The following is a 14,335-nucleotide window of genomic DNA, read 5'->3' as shown; positions in this document are numbered from 1 at the left end:
AATGTACTCTCCATGGAGAAACTCCCGTTGCTCGTCCATGGAAAGGCGATCACAGATTAGAGCGGCATCGACAACGTGGGAGCGGGACACCGGTTACAGCGAAAGTGAGTTACAGAGCGTAAGATCAAACATCTTGAATGCACAATCAGCCAGAAACATTGATCTGATCAAAAGACGGCAGCAAGCCGCAGAAACCTTGTGGTCTGCAACCCTATTTCAGCGAAGCTACAGCATGTCCACCATGTTCGCCCAGGTGGCTCGCATGGACGCCATTAGCGATTTGATGGAGCGCGGCGGTCGTGAGGCTGATGGCGTGAGGGACATGGCCAAGATGCTATGGGACGGTCAAAACCCCGAAAGCCTTAGCAAGAATCCATTGTCATCGGTCGGCTCGGAGCGGCTCTTCGTACCCCCGCGAGCTTGGCTTGCTTATCAGGCGATTGCCAGCTTGTCCGCGCGGTCGTCCATGGTGCTGGCAGTAATTAAGTCGGGTATGTCCCCAAAAAATCTAATGAAGGATCACACTGACATAAATGCCATGGTGCAAGAAGTGTTGCCTCATCAACGAGGGTATATCGAGAAAAGCCCGGATCACGCTTCGTATTGGCTGACCGGGCAGCTTGAGGAAGTGATCTTCTTCGAGTTGATGAAGTCAATAGCCGGTGACGATTACGATTTTGCTGCGGCTCGTAAGGCAGCAGATCTTGTGCGCAAGACAAAGGAGCATCAGTCCGAACAGGCGCTTCAAAGCCTACCGCCTCAGCTGAGGGTCGATCCACCGCCTTTGCAGTAGTCTGCTAAGGGGCGGTACGACAAGAGGTACGACTTGACTGTTATCCAGCCAAGTTCCACGCGCGATCCGTCCAGTCGATCATCGGGGCGACCGCAAAAATCGGAAGCCCTACCTCACCGAGCGCCGGCCTCACCAGCTGGCGGCTTCCTCACGTTACGGAACCTTATGTCTCGGGCCGGGTTTCCGTATCTCTAGGAAAGGAATAACCCGTGAAAAAAATTACGAAAATACTCTCCGCCGGTTCGCTTGCGGTGGCTATGAGCTTCACGTCTCTTACGACCGCATTCGCTCTTCCCGTCGCAACTCCAAATGTTCCCGTAGCCACCTCGCAGGTGGATCAGGTGCAGTATCGCGGCGATAATCGTGATCTCCGCCGCCATCGCAACGGCTACTACCACGGACAGCGCGGCTACCGGGATCGTCGACCGGGGTATCGCCGGCATTCTGACGGTTACTGGTATCCGCTAGCTGCGTTCGGCGCTGCCGCAATTATCGGGGGAGCAATAGCCAACCAACCCCGCGCCAACTACGGTGGCTCGCGCCACGTACAGTGGTGCGCGGACCGCTACCGATCATACCGCGCCTATGACAATACCTACGTCCCTCGGGCTGGGATGCGTGCGTACTGTAATTCGCCGTACAGCTGATTGTAGCTCATAAGCGATCCGCCGGCCTCACCAGCCGGCGGTTTTCCGTGTTGCATCCGTGTTGCAAGTAATAAACTGCAACACGTTGAAAACGCTGAAAATGCGCTGTTTTCTGTTGCAACACGCAACACGCCAATTTTATAGGATGCTTCCGATTTAGCCAATAAAATCAGCTAGTTGACTGGTAGCGGAGGAGGGATTTGAACCCCCGACACAAGGATTATGATTCCTCTGCTCTGACCTACTGAGCTACTCCGCCACTGGTCAACGATACCCGCTCGCGAAGCGATGCCGGTTCGTGGGATGAGCGGCTTATAAGGTGCGCTTCGGCTTTGTGTCAAGCGCATGATCGAGAAAAAGGGTGGGCTTTACCGCCTCCTGTTTCCGATCGGTTTCAGGCGGCGACGGGGCTGGCCAAAAGGGCCCTCAGGCAGGCTTCCGCCGAAGGTTCACGCTCGGAGCGTTCGATGAAACCGCCGCCGAAGACGCGGGCGTTGTCGCCGGGCGCGGAATAAAGCGCGCAGGCCTGGCCGGGCGCGATACCCGCCTCGCCGACCGTCAGGTCGACATAGGTGCCTGTTGCATCGATATGCAGGACGGCGGGCGCCGGAGCCCGTGTCGAGCGGACCTTGGCGTAACAGGCAAAGCCCTTACCGGCGGCGGCTTCCGCAAGCGTCTCGTCACCCAGCCAGTTGACGTCACGCAGATAGACGCGGTGCGTTTCCAGCGCCTCTTTTGGCCCGACGATGACGCGGCGCGAGCGAGCATCGAGAAAGACGACGTAGAGCGGCTCGCCGGTGGCGATGCCGATGCCGCGGCGCTGGCCGATCGTGAAATGCAGGATGCCCTCATGGGTGCCGAGCACGCGGCCATCGAGATGGACGATCTCGCCGGCGAGCGCCGCATTCGGCTTCAGCTTGGTGATGACGTCGGAATATTTGCCCTGCGGCACGAAGCAGATGTCCTGGCTGTCGGCCTTCTTGGCAACGACGAGGCCCATCTCTTCGGCGAGCCTGCGGGTCTCGGCCTTCGGCAGGCCGCCCAGGGGAAAGCGGAGATAATCGATCTGTTCCTGCGTCGTGGCGAAGAGGAAATAGCTTTGGTCGCGGTCGGCATCGGCCGGGCGGAAAAGCGCGCGGCGGCCGGGATTGTCCGGCGAAGGATTCCGTCCCGAGCGGATATAATGGCCGGTCGCCAGCGCATCGGCGCCAAGCTCCTTGGCTGTCGCCAGAAGATCGGCGAATTTGACGGTCTGGTTGCAGGAAACGCAAGGGATCGGCGTTTCGCCCGCCACATAGCTTTCGGCGAATGGGTTGATCACCGTCTCACGAAAGCGCTTTTCGTAATCGAGCACGTAATGCGGAATGCCGAGCGTTTCGCAGACGCGGCGCGCGTCGTCGATATCCTGGCCGGCGCAACAGGAGCCGGCGCGGTGAACGGCGGCGCCATGATCGTAAAGCTGCAGCGTGATGCCGAGCACATCATAACCCTGCTGTTTGAGAAGGCCGGCGACGACGGATGAATCGACGCCGCCCGACATGGCGACGACGACGCGGGTCTCTTCCGGCTTCTTGTCAAAATCCAGTGTGTTCAACGATGGTGCCAATTCTGCGCGGTCACGATCCGCCCTTGCGCTGCAATTGCGGCGGATTGCTGATCTCCGGCGGGATCGGCCGCCGTCTGTCGATGAGGCACCGATATAGAAAGGATTGTCCTTGGGCGCAAGGGGCAGCCTTCGGGCGCCGATATTTCGCATCCCCGCCTGAAGAGAAGGCGCAGCCGAAGCCGCGCCTTGGAGCGGGGGGTGCGGCTCAAGTGCCGATCAGCTTGTTGCAGGCGAATGCGATGCCCGGATTGGCTATGATGGCGGTTACGAGCGCCAGTCCGATCATCGATAATGAATAGCGTTTCATAGACATCCTCCTTTCCAGCCCACGACAATTATGCCGCTTCTGCCGGCTTTCTCAAAATGACGAATGCTTGATGGCATCCGGCGAATACCTTTCCCCGACGCCACTCCCAGCTGTCGCTTAAGCGCTTCTATCTGTGTGACTAAGCCTTCTTCAGAGCGCGACCGTGGATCAGCGCTTCTGCCTCGTGCTGCGGCATCGGCCGGCCGAGCAGATAGCCCTGCACCTCACTGAAACCTTCTGCGCGCAGCTTCTGCAACTGCTCTTCCGTCTCGATTCCCTCGGCCAGCGTCGTCGCGTTGAAGCCGGAGCCGATGCCGACGACGGCGCGCACGATGGCGAGATTGCCCGCATCCGTCTCGATGCCCGAAACGAAACTGCGGTCGAGCTTGATCTTGTCGAAGGGGAAGGATCGGAGATAACTCAGCGACGAATAGCCGGTGCCGAAATCGTCGATGGCGATGCGGAGGCCGAGTTCCTTCAATGCACGCAGGCGCGGCAGGCTTTGGTCGGCATCGGTCAGGAATACGGATTCGGTGATTTCGATTTCAAGCCGGTCGGCATTGAGGCCGGTCTCGTCGAGCGCCGCGACCACGGTCGAAAGCAGGCTCGCATGCCGAAACTGGCTGACGGAGAGATTGACGGCGATCCTCAGATGGGCGGGCCAGCCGGCGGCCGCGCGGCAGGCTTCCCGGATTACCCAGTCACCGATCGGCACGATAAGGCCGGTTTCCTCGGCGAGCGGAATGAATTCCATCGGCGCCACCAGCCCGCGCTTGGGATGGCGCCAGCGGATCAGCGCCTCGAAGCCGCCGATGCCGTCATTGTCGAGTTGCACGATCGGCTGGTAATGCAGCTCGAACTGGCGCTTCTCCAGCGCTTCCCACAGCTCGGCGGTCATCACGTGCCGGCGCTCGGCGGCAAGCCGCATCTCCGTCTCGTAGAAACGATAGGTCGAGCGCCCGCTCTCCTTGGCGGCATAGAGCGCCAGATCCGCATGCCGCATCAGCACATCCGCGTCACCGGCATGGTCGGGAGCCAAGGCGATACCGATACTGCAGGTGACATGCTCCCGGGCGCCGTCGAGATCGAAGGCATGGCTCAGTGCCTTGAGCAGCCGCTGCGCAAAACGGCCGGCCCGTTCCGGCTCGTCGAGCTCCAGCACGACGGCGAATTCGTCGCCACCGAGACGGGCGACGAGATCGCCCTCCTCCGCCAGCCGAAGCAGCCGTTCCGACACCTGGCAAAGCAGCGCGTCGCCGGCGGCATGTCCCTTGCTGTCGTTGATATGCTTGAAATGATCGACGTCGATATAAAGCAGCGCGATCGGGCTGTCGGCGGTCGCTTCGACCGCCCGCTGTTGGATATGTTTGGAAAATGCCGCCCGGTTCGGCAGGCCCGTGAGCGAATCATGCATGGCGAGATGGGCAAGCTTTGCCTCGACGGCGCGCTCCTCCGTCACATCCTGCGAGATGCCGAGCAGATAACGCGGCGCATGGCCCTCCGGCGTCGGCAGGGCGCGTTTGACGGTGCGCAGGAGGCGCGGCATGCCATCGGCGCGCAGCATCGTCTCCTCAAAGCTGATCGTCGCATTGGCTTCGAAGGCCCGGCGATCCTGCTCGCGGAAGGCGTCTGTTTGACCGGCTGGAAACAGCGCCCGGTCGGTTTGGCCGACCACGTCCTCCGCCCTCATGCCGACAATGTCGCCGCAGGCCTCGTTGAAGAGAACGTAAAGCCCGTCCGCTTCCATGTCCTTGACGAAGACGCCGACCGGCAGGTTGTCGACGATGCTGTCGAGAAGCGAGCGCGTATCGCTGATCTGGCGTTTTGCGGCATTGACCTCGCTGCGATCCTGCACGATCGTCAGGATGGCGGCTCGGCCCTCGAAACGCACTTCTCGGCCATAGGTCAGCACTTCGAAGGTCTCGCCGCTCGCCTTGAGGTGAACCCAGCGTTCTGCCTTTTCCATGTCAGTACGGCCGCTGACGGCGTCGATCATCCGCTCCCGCTCATGCTCGGGACGGATATCCAGAACGGTCATGCGCCGATATTCGTCCGCGCCATAGCCGTAAAGTGCTACCGCCGCCTCGTTGACGATGAGAAAATGCAGCGATACTGGGTCATAGACCCACATCGGCGACGGATGTGTTGCAAACAATGACCGGAAGTCGTCGTTTGATGCTTCGGTCTGCTCGGTCTTCTGCAAGGGGGTCATGGAAATTCGCGTGCGGTTGATGCCGATGTCAGGGTATACCGAGAAAAGTTAAATAAAATCAGAATCATAAGTAAGGTTAAACTTTAGGCTTCCGCCTTCAGAATGTGCAAAGCTGTCACGATCTCGCCCTCGATAAAATAATTTGAGCGTCATGGAACAATCCCGTCGATCGTGCGTTGCGGGTGATCGATGTCGCATTCGAATTGCTGAGGAGGGTTTCATGGGCAGGTTCGGCACGACGACGGATTACAGCAGGATCAGACATTGGATCGAGGCGCGCGGCGGCCATCCCGCCCGCATCAAGAACGCGCCGGACAGCGAAACCGTCCGCGTCGATTTTTCCTCTGAAACGCAGGAAGAGATTTCCTGGGACGAATTCTTCCAGGGTCTCGACGGCAGCAGGCTCGCCTTCCTTCACCGCACGAAGGCGCAGGACGATGCCGCCCGTCTCGGCAGGATTGTCCGCCGACGCCGGCATCACTAAATTCATCGGTTCCTGATACCGAAAAAACCCGGCGCCGTTTCTGAACTGCCCCCGAGGTTGGATGTCCAACTTTCGGGGGTCAGTTCATTGCAGCACCGGGTTTTTCGTGTCCTCGGGAGGAAAAACTCAGTCGATATTGAAGGTCAGCGGCTTTGCCTGGCGAACTGCCTGGTGGGCAGTCAGCTCAGCAAGCACGGCGTCATCAACCTTGCCGTCGACATAGAGCAGTGCGATGGCGTCGCCGCCCTGTTTGTCACGGCCGAGCTGGAAGTTGGCGATATTGACGCCGGCAGCACCAAGCGTCGTGCCGATGAAGCCGATCATGCCGGGGACGTCGGTATTGGTGATGTAGATCATGTGCGAGCCGACATCGGCATCGAGGTTGATGCCCTTGATCTGGATGAAGCGCGGCTTGCCGTCCGAAAACACCGTGCCGGCGACCGAGCGCGTCATGCTTTCCGTCGTCACCGTCAGCTTGATATAGCCGTCGAAGACGCCTGTCTTGTCGCGCTTGACCTCGGAAAGCACGATGCCCTTTTCCTTGATCATGATCGGCGCCGAAACCATGTTGACGTCGGCAACCTGCGGGCGGATGAGACCGGCGAGCACAGCGCTGGTCAGCGCTCGCGTATTCATCTTGGCGGTGATGCCGTCATAGAGGATTTCGATTTCCTTGATCGGCTCTTCGGTGACCTGGCCGACGAAGGCGCCGAGAACGTCGGCAAGACGGATGAAGGGCTTCAGGATCGGCGCTTCCTCAGCCGTGATCGACGGCATGTTGATGGCGTTGGAGACCGCACCATTGACAAGGTAATCCGCCATCTGTTCGGCGACCTGCAAAGCGACGTTTTCCTGAGCCTCGGTCGTCGAGGCGCCAAGATGCGGCGTGCAGACGACGTTCGGCAAGCCGAAGAGCGGGCTTTCCTTGGCGGGCTCGACCTCGAACACGTCGAAGGCGGCACCCGCGACATGCCCCGTCTTGATGGCCTCGGCAAGCGCTGCCTCATCGACCAGGCCGCCGCGTGCGCAATTGATGATGCGCACGCCGGGCTTGGTCTTTGCCAGTGCTTCCTTGTTGAGGATACCGCGCGTCTTGTCGGTCATCGGCACATGCAGCGTGATGAAATCGGCCCGGGCGAAAAGCTCTTCCAGCTCGACCTTGGTGACGCCCATCTCTTCGGCGCGCTCCTTGGAGAGGAACGGATCGTAGGCGACGACGTGCATCTTCAGGCCGATGGCCCGGGCACAGACGATCGAACCGATATTGCCGGCGCCGATGACGCCAAGCGTCTTGCCGGTGATCTCGACGCCCATGAACTTCGACTTCTCCCACTTGCCGGCCTGCGTCGAGGTATCGGCTGCCGGAAGCTGGCGGGCGACGGCGAACATCAGCGCGATCGCATGTTCGGCCGTCGTGATCGAGTTGCCGAAGGGCGTGTTCATGACGATGATGCCACGGCGCGAGGCGGCCGGGATATCGACATTGTCGACGCCGATGCCGGCACGGCCGACGACCTTGAGGTTCGTCGCCCCCTCGATGATCTTTTCCGTCACCTTGGTGGCGGAGCGGATGGCTAGGCCATCATACTTGCCGATGACTTCGAGCAGACGGTCTTTGTCTTTGCCGAGCTGCGGTTCGAAATCGACTTCGACGCCGCGGTCGCGAAAAATCTGGACGGCGGTTTCCGACAATTCGTCGGATACGAGAACGCGAGGTGCCATGAGGGCCTCCTTCAAAAGTGTTCAGCGATGAATGAATCAGGAATGCTGCTCCGCCCTGTGGCGGAGCCGAATGTGATCGGGTCAGGCGGCAGCCTGAGCGAGCTGCGCCTTCTGGGTTTCGAAAGCCCAGGAAAGCCAAGGCATCAGCTTCTGCATATCGGATGCCTCGATCGTGGCGCCGGCCCAGATACGCAGGCCGGACGGCGCGTCACGGTAGTGGCCGACGTCATAGGCGACGCCTTCCTTTTCCAGGAGGCTGACCAGACCCTTGGCGAAATTCGCCTGGCCGTCGTCGTCAAGCGCTGCGATGTCCTTGTCGACGATCTTCAGGCAGACGGAGGTGTTGGAGGCGGTTTCCGCCTTGACGGCGAGATTGGCGATCCAGTCGTTAGCCGCGACGAAATCGTGGATGACCTTGGCATTGGCGTCGGCACGCGCGATCAGCCCCTTGAGGCCGCCGAGGCCCTTGGCCCAGACAAGCGCATCGATATAGTCCTCGACGCAGAGCATCGACGGTGTGTTGATCGTCTCGCCCTGGAAGATGCCTTCCGTCAGCTTGCCGCCCGAGGTCATACGGAAGATCTTCGGCAGCGGCCAGGCCGGCGTGTAAGTGACCAGACGCTCGACGGCGCGCGGCGAAAGAATGATGACCCCGTGGGCGCCCTCGCCGCCCAGAACCTTCTGCCAGGAGAAGGTGACGACGTCGAGCTTGGCGAAATCGAGTGCCTGCGCGAAAGCGGCCGAGGTGGCGTCGCAGATCGTCAGGCCCTTGCGGTTATCAGGGATGAAATCGGCATTCGGCACGCGCACGCCTGAGGTGGTACCGTTCCAGGTGAAGACGACGTCGCGGTCGAAATCGACGGCGGAGAGATCGGGAAGCTCGCCGTAACCGGCTTCGAGCTTGCGCACATCCTTGAGCTTCAGCTGCTTGACGACATCGGTGACCCAGCCGGCGCCGAAGCTTTCCCAGGCGAGCATATCGACGCCGCGTTCGCCGAGCAGCGACCAGAGCGCCATTTCGACGGCGCCGGTGTCGGACGCCGGAACGATGCCGATGCGGTAATCCGCCGGCACTTCGAGAATTTCACGGGTAAGGTCGATGGCCTGCTTGAGCTTGGCCTTGCCGACCTTCGCGCGGTGCGAACGGCCAAGGGCCGCGTCGGAAAGGGCTTCGAGCGACCAACCGGGGCGCTTCGAGCAGGGGCCAGAAGAAAAATGGGTATTGTGCGGACGGATGTCCGGCTTTGCGGTCTTCGCCATGATGCTATCCTCTCAGATAGAAAGCCCTTCGTTGGGGAAGGGTGTCCCGCCGCCGTGTGTATGGATCCGGCGCGTCATAGTCAAGATCGAAGTGTCGCGGGCGGAACATATTTTGACTCAGGGCGGTAGGGCCGCAATACGAAAAGCCGCCCGGTTGGGGGCGGCTTTCAGATGTCTGGGAATTGGACTTACTTGTAGACAGGCTGCTGCAGCGGGATTTCCGGCGGCGGTTCATAGCTCGCCTGGGCGCAACCGCCGAAGAGATAACGGGCGCCGACGCGGGCTTCGTGGACGCTGAGGCCCTTGTCGCGGCCCGGGCCGCCATTATCGGCATAACCGAACATGTTGCCGCCGTCGATATGCAGGTAACGGTAACCGACGTCGGCCTTGACGTTGCAGGTCACGTCGATCGAGGCGCCGGCCATGAGCGCGTAGGTGAAGCGCCAGTTGCCCTTGCCGCCATGGGTGACCTGGTCGTCGCAGAAGCTGCCGTCATCGGCGCAGGCAACGTTGCGCAGGTTCTTCCACTTCACGTAGGAACCGCCGATACCGGCGCCGACATAAGGCGTGACGTAGCCGTAGGTGCCGAGATCGACATAGGCGTTGGCGAGCAGTGTATAGGCTGTCAGCGAAGAGCGGTCGCTCGAGGTGCAGTCCACCAGCGGAAAGCCGCACTGCCCAACCGTCGAGCCCTTGAAATCCGCCTGGGTGAGATAGTCGAAGGTCAGATCGGTGCGCAGATAGCTGTTGATCTGATAGCCGACACCGCCGCCGATCGTCCATGCGTCGTCGAGGTCGGCGTCGTCGAAATCGACTTCCGTGGCGTTACTGCCCTGGAAGTAGCGCGCGCCGCGCAAATCGGTGAAGGCATAACCGACGTCGCCGCGCAGATACCAGCCGGTCGCTTCGGTGACCGTCACTTCAGGCGGCTGCTCAGGAATAGGCTCGGCAGGAGCGAAGTCCGCGGAATAAGCGTTTGTCGCGATCAACAATGCGGCGAAAACGCCGGACAAGCTTCTTTTCATGGATCCCACTCCAAAATCCCGTTACGTCGGCAGGCTCGATCGCCGCCAATCTGGTACGCTTCGTATGGATAATGAATTGGAAACGTTAAAAGCTGCTTAACTATAAATAGGAAGAAACGTTAAGAGAGAGATTGGCGGCAAATTCCTCGATATGGTGGTGGAGTAGGCTGAGGCCGGCAGCCGCCGGGCAGTCAGATCCATCGGCTGCTTCAATCGGCAAATCCTCCCGTTACTTCCATTGCGTCGCGTTTTCGGCGGCGCAGCCATAAGGGGGCAAGGAGCTGCCAAAGGTCGTTTTGAGCTTGGCACAGCCCCAGGCATTGATCGGGCCTGGCATGGCGTTGTTGAGCGTGATGCCGATTTCATCATAAGGGCTGTCGGTGTTGGTAACGTAGCGGTACCAGCGGAAACCGGTGAAGACGACGAATGCGAGAGCGATCGTCAGCAGCAGGCGCACCAATTTTTTCATGATATTTCCTTTGAATGCAAACGCCGCCGTGTAACATCCGCATGTGGAGGTTGACAGCGCCGTCACCAAGACATCGGCAAATTTCCATGGGCGCTGTATCGGTGCTCACCGCGCCCGACATGGTGCGGCTGCCGACGCCCTACGGAAGCCAAGCTGGCAAGTCACTGATATGTGGTCGTCCATCCGGCGTGGATCTTCGAACCGAAGGCGCCAATGACGAAAAAGCCGGCACTTGCATACCGGCTTTTGACATTTCGTCCGAAAAAATCAGGCAGCGGTCCGGACGTTCGAGATCGTGCCGATCAGCTCGTTGACGATGCGTTCGATCTGGGCGCGGTCGTCACCCTCGGCCATAACGCGGATCAGCGGCTCGGTGCCTGAGGGGCGGATGACGAGGCGGCCGTTCCTGGCAAGCTCGGCTTCGGCGTCGGCGATCGCCTTCTGTACCTGCATATCCTCCAGCGGCTTGCCGCCGCTGATGCGGACATTGCGCAGAAGCTGCGGCACCGGCTCGAAGCGGCGGCAGACCTCGCTGACGGTCCGGCCGGTGCGCTTGACCGCGGCCAAGATCTGCAAGGCCGCAACGAGACCGTCGCCGGTCGTGCCGTAGTCCGAAAGCACGATGTGGCCGGACTGCTCGCCGCCGACATTGTAATTGTGCTGGCGCATATGCTCGACGACATAACGGTCACCAACCTTCGTCCGGGCAAGGCCGAGGCCCTTGTCCTCGAGGAAACGCTCGAGGCCGAGATTGGACATGACGGTCGCAACGATACCATTGCCGCGCAGCTGCTGGCTCTCGGCCCAGCTCTCGGCAATGACGGCCATCAGCTGGTCGCCATCGACGATCGAACCGTTCTCGTCGACGATGATGACGCGGTCCGCGTCGCCGTCGAGCGCGATGCCGATATCGGCGCGTACCTCGTCGACCTTCTTCTGCAGCGCGACGGGGCTGGTGGAGCCGCAATTGAGATTGATGTTGGTGCCGTTCGGCTCATTGCCGATGGTGACGACATCGGCGCCGAGCTCCCAGAGCACGGCGGGCGCCACCTTGTAGGCGGCGCCATTGGCGCAGTCGATCGCGATCCTAAGGCCCTGCAGCGTCACATCGCGCGGTAGGGTGCGCTTGGCATGTTCGATATAACGGTCATGCACGCCGTCGACGCGCTTGGCGCGGCCGATATCGTCGGATTTCGCGAGCTGCGCATTCAGGTCCTTTTCGAGCAGATCCTCGATCTCTGCCTCAATGTCGTCTGAAAGCTTGTAACCGTCGGGGCCGAAAAGCTTGATGCCGTTATCCTCGTAAGGATTGTGCGACGCAGAGATCATCACGCCAATATCGGCGCGCAGCGAGCGCGTCAGCATGGCGACAGCAGGTGTCGGGATCGGGCCGAGAATAAATGCGTCGAGGCCCGCGGCCGTGAAGCCCGCGACCATGGCGTTCTCCAGCATATAGCCGGAAAGGCGCGTATCCTTGCCGATGACGACGCGATGGCGGTGATTGCCGCGGCGGAAGATCGTGCCGGCGGCAATGCCGACCCGCATGGCGAGATCCGGCGTCATCGGGAAGACGTTGGATTGGCCGCGAATGCCGTCCGTACCGAAATAGCGTCTTTTCATCTGCACTCCTGCGCTTTCCGCGCGCCATTCAAGGCAGCGCACCGTTCCAAGCGAATCCGGCTTCGGTGGATTGTCGTCAATCCAGGAGCGTGATTCATGCTTGCCTCAATTCAGCGGAATGCCACAAAATGCGGCGAACGGCACGTAAATTAGCAAGAAAAATGATTATATCCCGTTACCAATAGAAAAGGCCGAATCTCCCACTTCAGAAATCCGGCCTTGTTCAGGGTAGTGCCGCTGTTCAATGCGGCTGCGGTTCGAGGCCGCCTTCGGGCTCGTCGCCCTTAGTGGCAGGCCGTGCGCCGGCCTTCGGAACAGCCGAGCCGCGGCTCGGCGGCGAATCATCGCCGAGATCGCGGGAAGGCTTTTCGCCGCGGATCAGCGCCTTGATCTCTTCACCGGTCAGCGTCTCGTATTCGAGCAGACCTTCGGCAAGGGCGACGAACTCGTCGTGCTTTTCCGTCAGGATCGTGCGGGCCTGGGTATAGGCTTCGTCGATCAGGCGGCGCACTTCATTGTCGATCTTCTGCGCGGTTGCTTCCGAAACATTCTTCGATTGCGAAACCGAGTGGCCGAGGAAGACTTCCTGCTGGTTCTCGCCATAGGCGACCTGACCAAGCTGATCGGAGAAGCCCCACTGCGTGACCATGGCGCGGGCAAGCTTGGTGGCCTGTTCGATGTCGGAAGAAGCACCCGAAGTGATGTTCTCCTTGCCGAAGGTCAGCTCTTCGGCGACGCGGCCGCCCATCATGATGCAGAGGCGCGAGACCATCCACTTGTAGCTCATCGAGTAGCGGTCGCCCTCGGGAAGCTGCATGACCATGCCGAGCGCACGGCCGCGCGGAATGATCGTCGCCTTGTGCAGCGGATCGGCGACGGCGACATTGAGCGCGGTGATGGCGTGTCCGGCTTCATGGTATGCGGTGAGCTTCTTTTCCGCCTCGGTCATTGCCGAGGAACGGCGCTCGGCGCCCATCATGATCTTGTCTTTGGCGTCCTCGAATTCCTGCATGGTGACGACGCGCTTGTTGCGGCGGGCGGCCATGAGGGCGGCTTCGTTGACGAGGTTCATCAGGTCGGCGCCGGAAAAACCGGGCGTACCGCGGGCGAGGATCTTGAGATCGACATTCGGCGCCAGCGGGACGTTGCGGGCATGCACCTTGAGAATGCGCTCGCGGCCGACGATGTCTGGGTTCGGCACGACGACCTGACGGTCGAAACGGCCGGGACGCAGCAGCGCCGGATCGAGAACGTCGGGACGGTTGGTGGCGGCGATCAGGATCACGCCTTCATTCGCCTCAAAGCCGTCCATTTCGACCAGCAGCTGGTTCAGCGTCTGCTCGCGTTCGTCATTACCGCCGCCGAGACCGGCACCGCGATGACGGCCGACGGCATCGATTTCGTCGATGAAGATGATGCAGGGCGCATTCTTCTTCGCCTGCTCGAACATATCGCGCACACGGCTTGCACCGACGCCGACGAACATTTCGACGAAGTCGGAACCTGAAATGGTGAAGAAGGGCACATTGGCTTCGCCGGCAACCGAGCGGGCGAGCAGCGTCTTGCCGGTGCCCGGAGGGCCGACGAGCAGCACGCCGCGCGGGATCTTGCCGCCGAGACGCTGGAACTTCTGCGGATCACGCAGGAATTCGACGATTTCTTCGAGATCCTGCTTGGCCTCGTCGACACCGGCAACGTCTTCAAACGTCACGCGGCCATGCGCTTCGGTGAGCAGCTTGGCCTTGGACTTGCCGAAGCCCATCGCCCCGCGCGAGCCGCCCTGCATCTGCCGCATGAAGAACAGCCAGACGCCAAGGATCAGAAGCATCGGCAAAAGCGTGCCGAGATAGCTGAGGAAACCCGAAGAGCCGTCCGTTTCAGGACGGGCGGAAACCAGGACATTCTTCGACTGCAGGCGATCGAGCAGACTGTCGTCGATCACAGGCGAATAGGTCTGGAAGGTGGTGCCATTTTCAACATAGCTTCCAGAGAGACGGTTGCCCGTGACCACGACGTCCTTCACACGGCCCGCATCGACCTCACGCAGAAACTGCGAATAAGGGATTTCGCGGGAGCCCGTCTGCGCCGGCGCCGTCTGAAACATACTGAAAAGGGCGATCAGCAGAAGCGCTATGATCGCCCACAAGGCGAAATTGCGTAAGTTAGGGTTCATTGAACTCCCCAGCATGG

Annotated in this window: 11 protein-coding genes and 1 tRNA gene; 3 read left to right on the top strand and 9 right to left on the bottom strand. The window is 60.6% G+C overall.

Annotation, left to right across the window (positions count from 1 at the left end):
- Both G9X68_RS30945 and G9X68_RS30940 read left to right on the top strand, forming a co-directional pair.
- The coding region (locus tag G9X68_RS30945) for a hypothetical protein (RefSeq protein ID WP_206679921.1) at window positions 1-793 on the top strand (793 nt) is incomplete at its 5' end.
- Between the two features lie 257 nt (window positions 794-1,050).
- Window positions 1,051-1,440: a BA14K family protein gene (locus tag G9X68_RS30940; protein ID WP_171599508.1), complete on the top strand. Its 390-nt coding sequence runs from the start codon at window positions 1,051-1,053 to the stop codon at window positions 1,438-1,440.
- A 182-nt stretch (window positions 1,441-1,622) separates the two neighbouring features.
- Here the strand turns inward: G9X68_RS30940 and G9X68_RS30935 are convergent.
- The 3 genes from G9X68_RS30935 to G9X68_RS30925 all read right to left on the bottom strand — a co-directional run bounded on the left by G9X68_RS30935 (window position 1,623) and on the right by G9X68_RS30925 (window position 5,565).
- Window positions 1,623-1,699, bottom strand: a tRNA-Met gene (locus tag G9X68_RS30935).
- 135 nt (window positions 1,700-1,834) lie between these two features.
- On the bottom strand, window positions 1,835-3,034 hold the full coding sequence (mnmA, locus tag G9X68_RS30930; protein ID WP_171605621.1) for a tRNA 2-thiouridine(34) synthase MnmA: 1,200 nt from the start codon (window positions 3,032-3,034) through the stop codon (window positions 1,835-1,837).
- 458 nt (window positions 3,035-3,492) lie between these two features.
- Window positions 3,493-5,565, bottom strand: coding sequence for a putative bifunctional diguanylate cyclase/phosphodiesterase (locus tag G9X68_RS30925; RefSeq protein WP_171605620.1), 2,073 nt, complete (start codon window positions 5,563-5,565; stop codon window positions 3,493-3,495).
- 220 nt (window positions 5,566-5,785) lie between these two features.
- Between G9X68_RS30925 and G9X68_RS30920 the strand changes: the two genes are divergently transcribed.
- A complete protein-coding gene (locus G9X68_RS30920) occupies window positions 5,786-6,049 on the top strand; it encodes a hypothetical protein (RefSeq protein WP_171605619.1) in 264 nt (87 codons plus the stop codon).
- Between the two features lie 126 nt (window positions 6,050-6,175).
- Here the strand turns inward: G9X68_RS30920 and serA are convergent, their stop codons facing one another.
- The 6 genes from serA to ftsH form a co-directional block, all read right to left on the bottom strand.
- A complete protein-coding gene (serA, locus tag G9X68_RS30915) occupies window positions 6,176-7,771 on the bottom strand; it encodes a phosphoglycerate dehydrogenase (protein ID WP_171605618.1) in 1,596 nt (531 codons plus the stop codon).
- Between the two features lie 81 nt (window positions 7,772-7,852).
- A complete protein-coding gene (locus tag G9X68_RS30910; RefSeq protein WP_171605617.1) occupies window positions 7,853-9,031 on the bottom strand; it encodes a phosphoserine transaminase in 1,179 nt (392 codons plus the stop codon).
- A gap of 188 nt (window positions 9,032-9,219) precedes the next feature.
- Window positions 9,220-10,056: an outer membrane protein gene (locus G9X68_RS30905; RefSeq protein ID WP_171605616.1), complete on the bottom strand. Its 837-nt coding sequence runs from the start codon at window positions 10,054-10,056 to the stop codon at window positions 9,220-9,222.
- A gap of 229 nt (window positions 10,057-10,285) precedes the next feature.
- Window positions 10,286-10,525: a hypothetical protein gene (locus tag G9X68_RS30900; RefSeq protein WP_171605615.1), complete on the bottom strand. Its 240-nt coding sequence runs from the start codon at window positions 10,523-10,525 to the stop codon at window positions 10,286-10,288.
- A gap of 267 nt (window positions 10,526-10,792) precedes the next feature.
- Window positions 10,793-12,145, bottom strand: coding sequence for a phosphoglucosamine mutase (gene glmM, locus G9X68_RS30895; protein ID WP_168308464.1), 1,353 nt, complete (start codon window positions 12,143-12,145; stop codon window positions 10,793-10,795).
- Between the two features lie 241 nt (window positions 12,146-12,386).
- On the bottom strand, window positions 12,387-14,318 hold the full coding sequence (gene ftsH / locus G9X68_RS30890; protein WP_017989342.1) for an ATP-dependent zinc metalloprotease FtsH: 1,932 nt from the start codon (window positions 14,316-14,318) through the stop codon (window positions 12,387-12,389).
- Between the last annotated feature and the right edge of the window lie 17 nt (window positions 14,319-14,335).

Source organism: Rhizobium changzhiense, assembly GCF_013087625.1.
GTDB lineage: Bacteria > Pseudomonadota > Alphaproteobacteria > Rhizobiales > Rhizobiaceae > Rhizobium > Rhizobium sophorae.
Note: the sequence above shows the minus strand (reverse complement) of the source record. Positions and strands in the feature narration are given on the sequence as shown.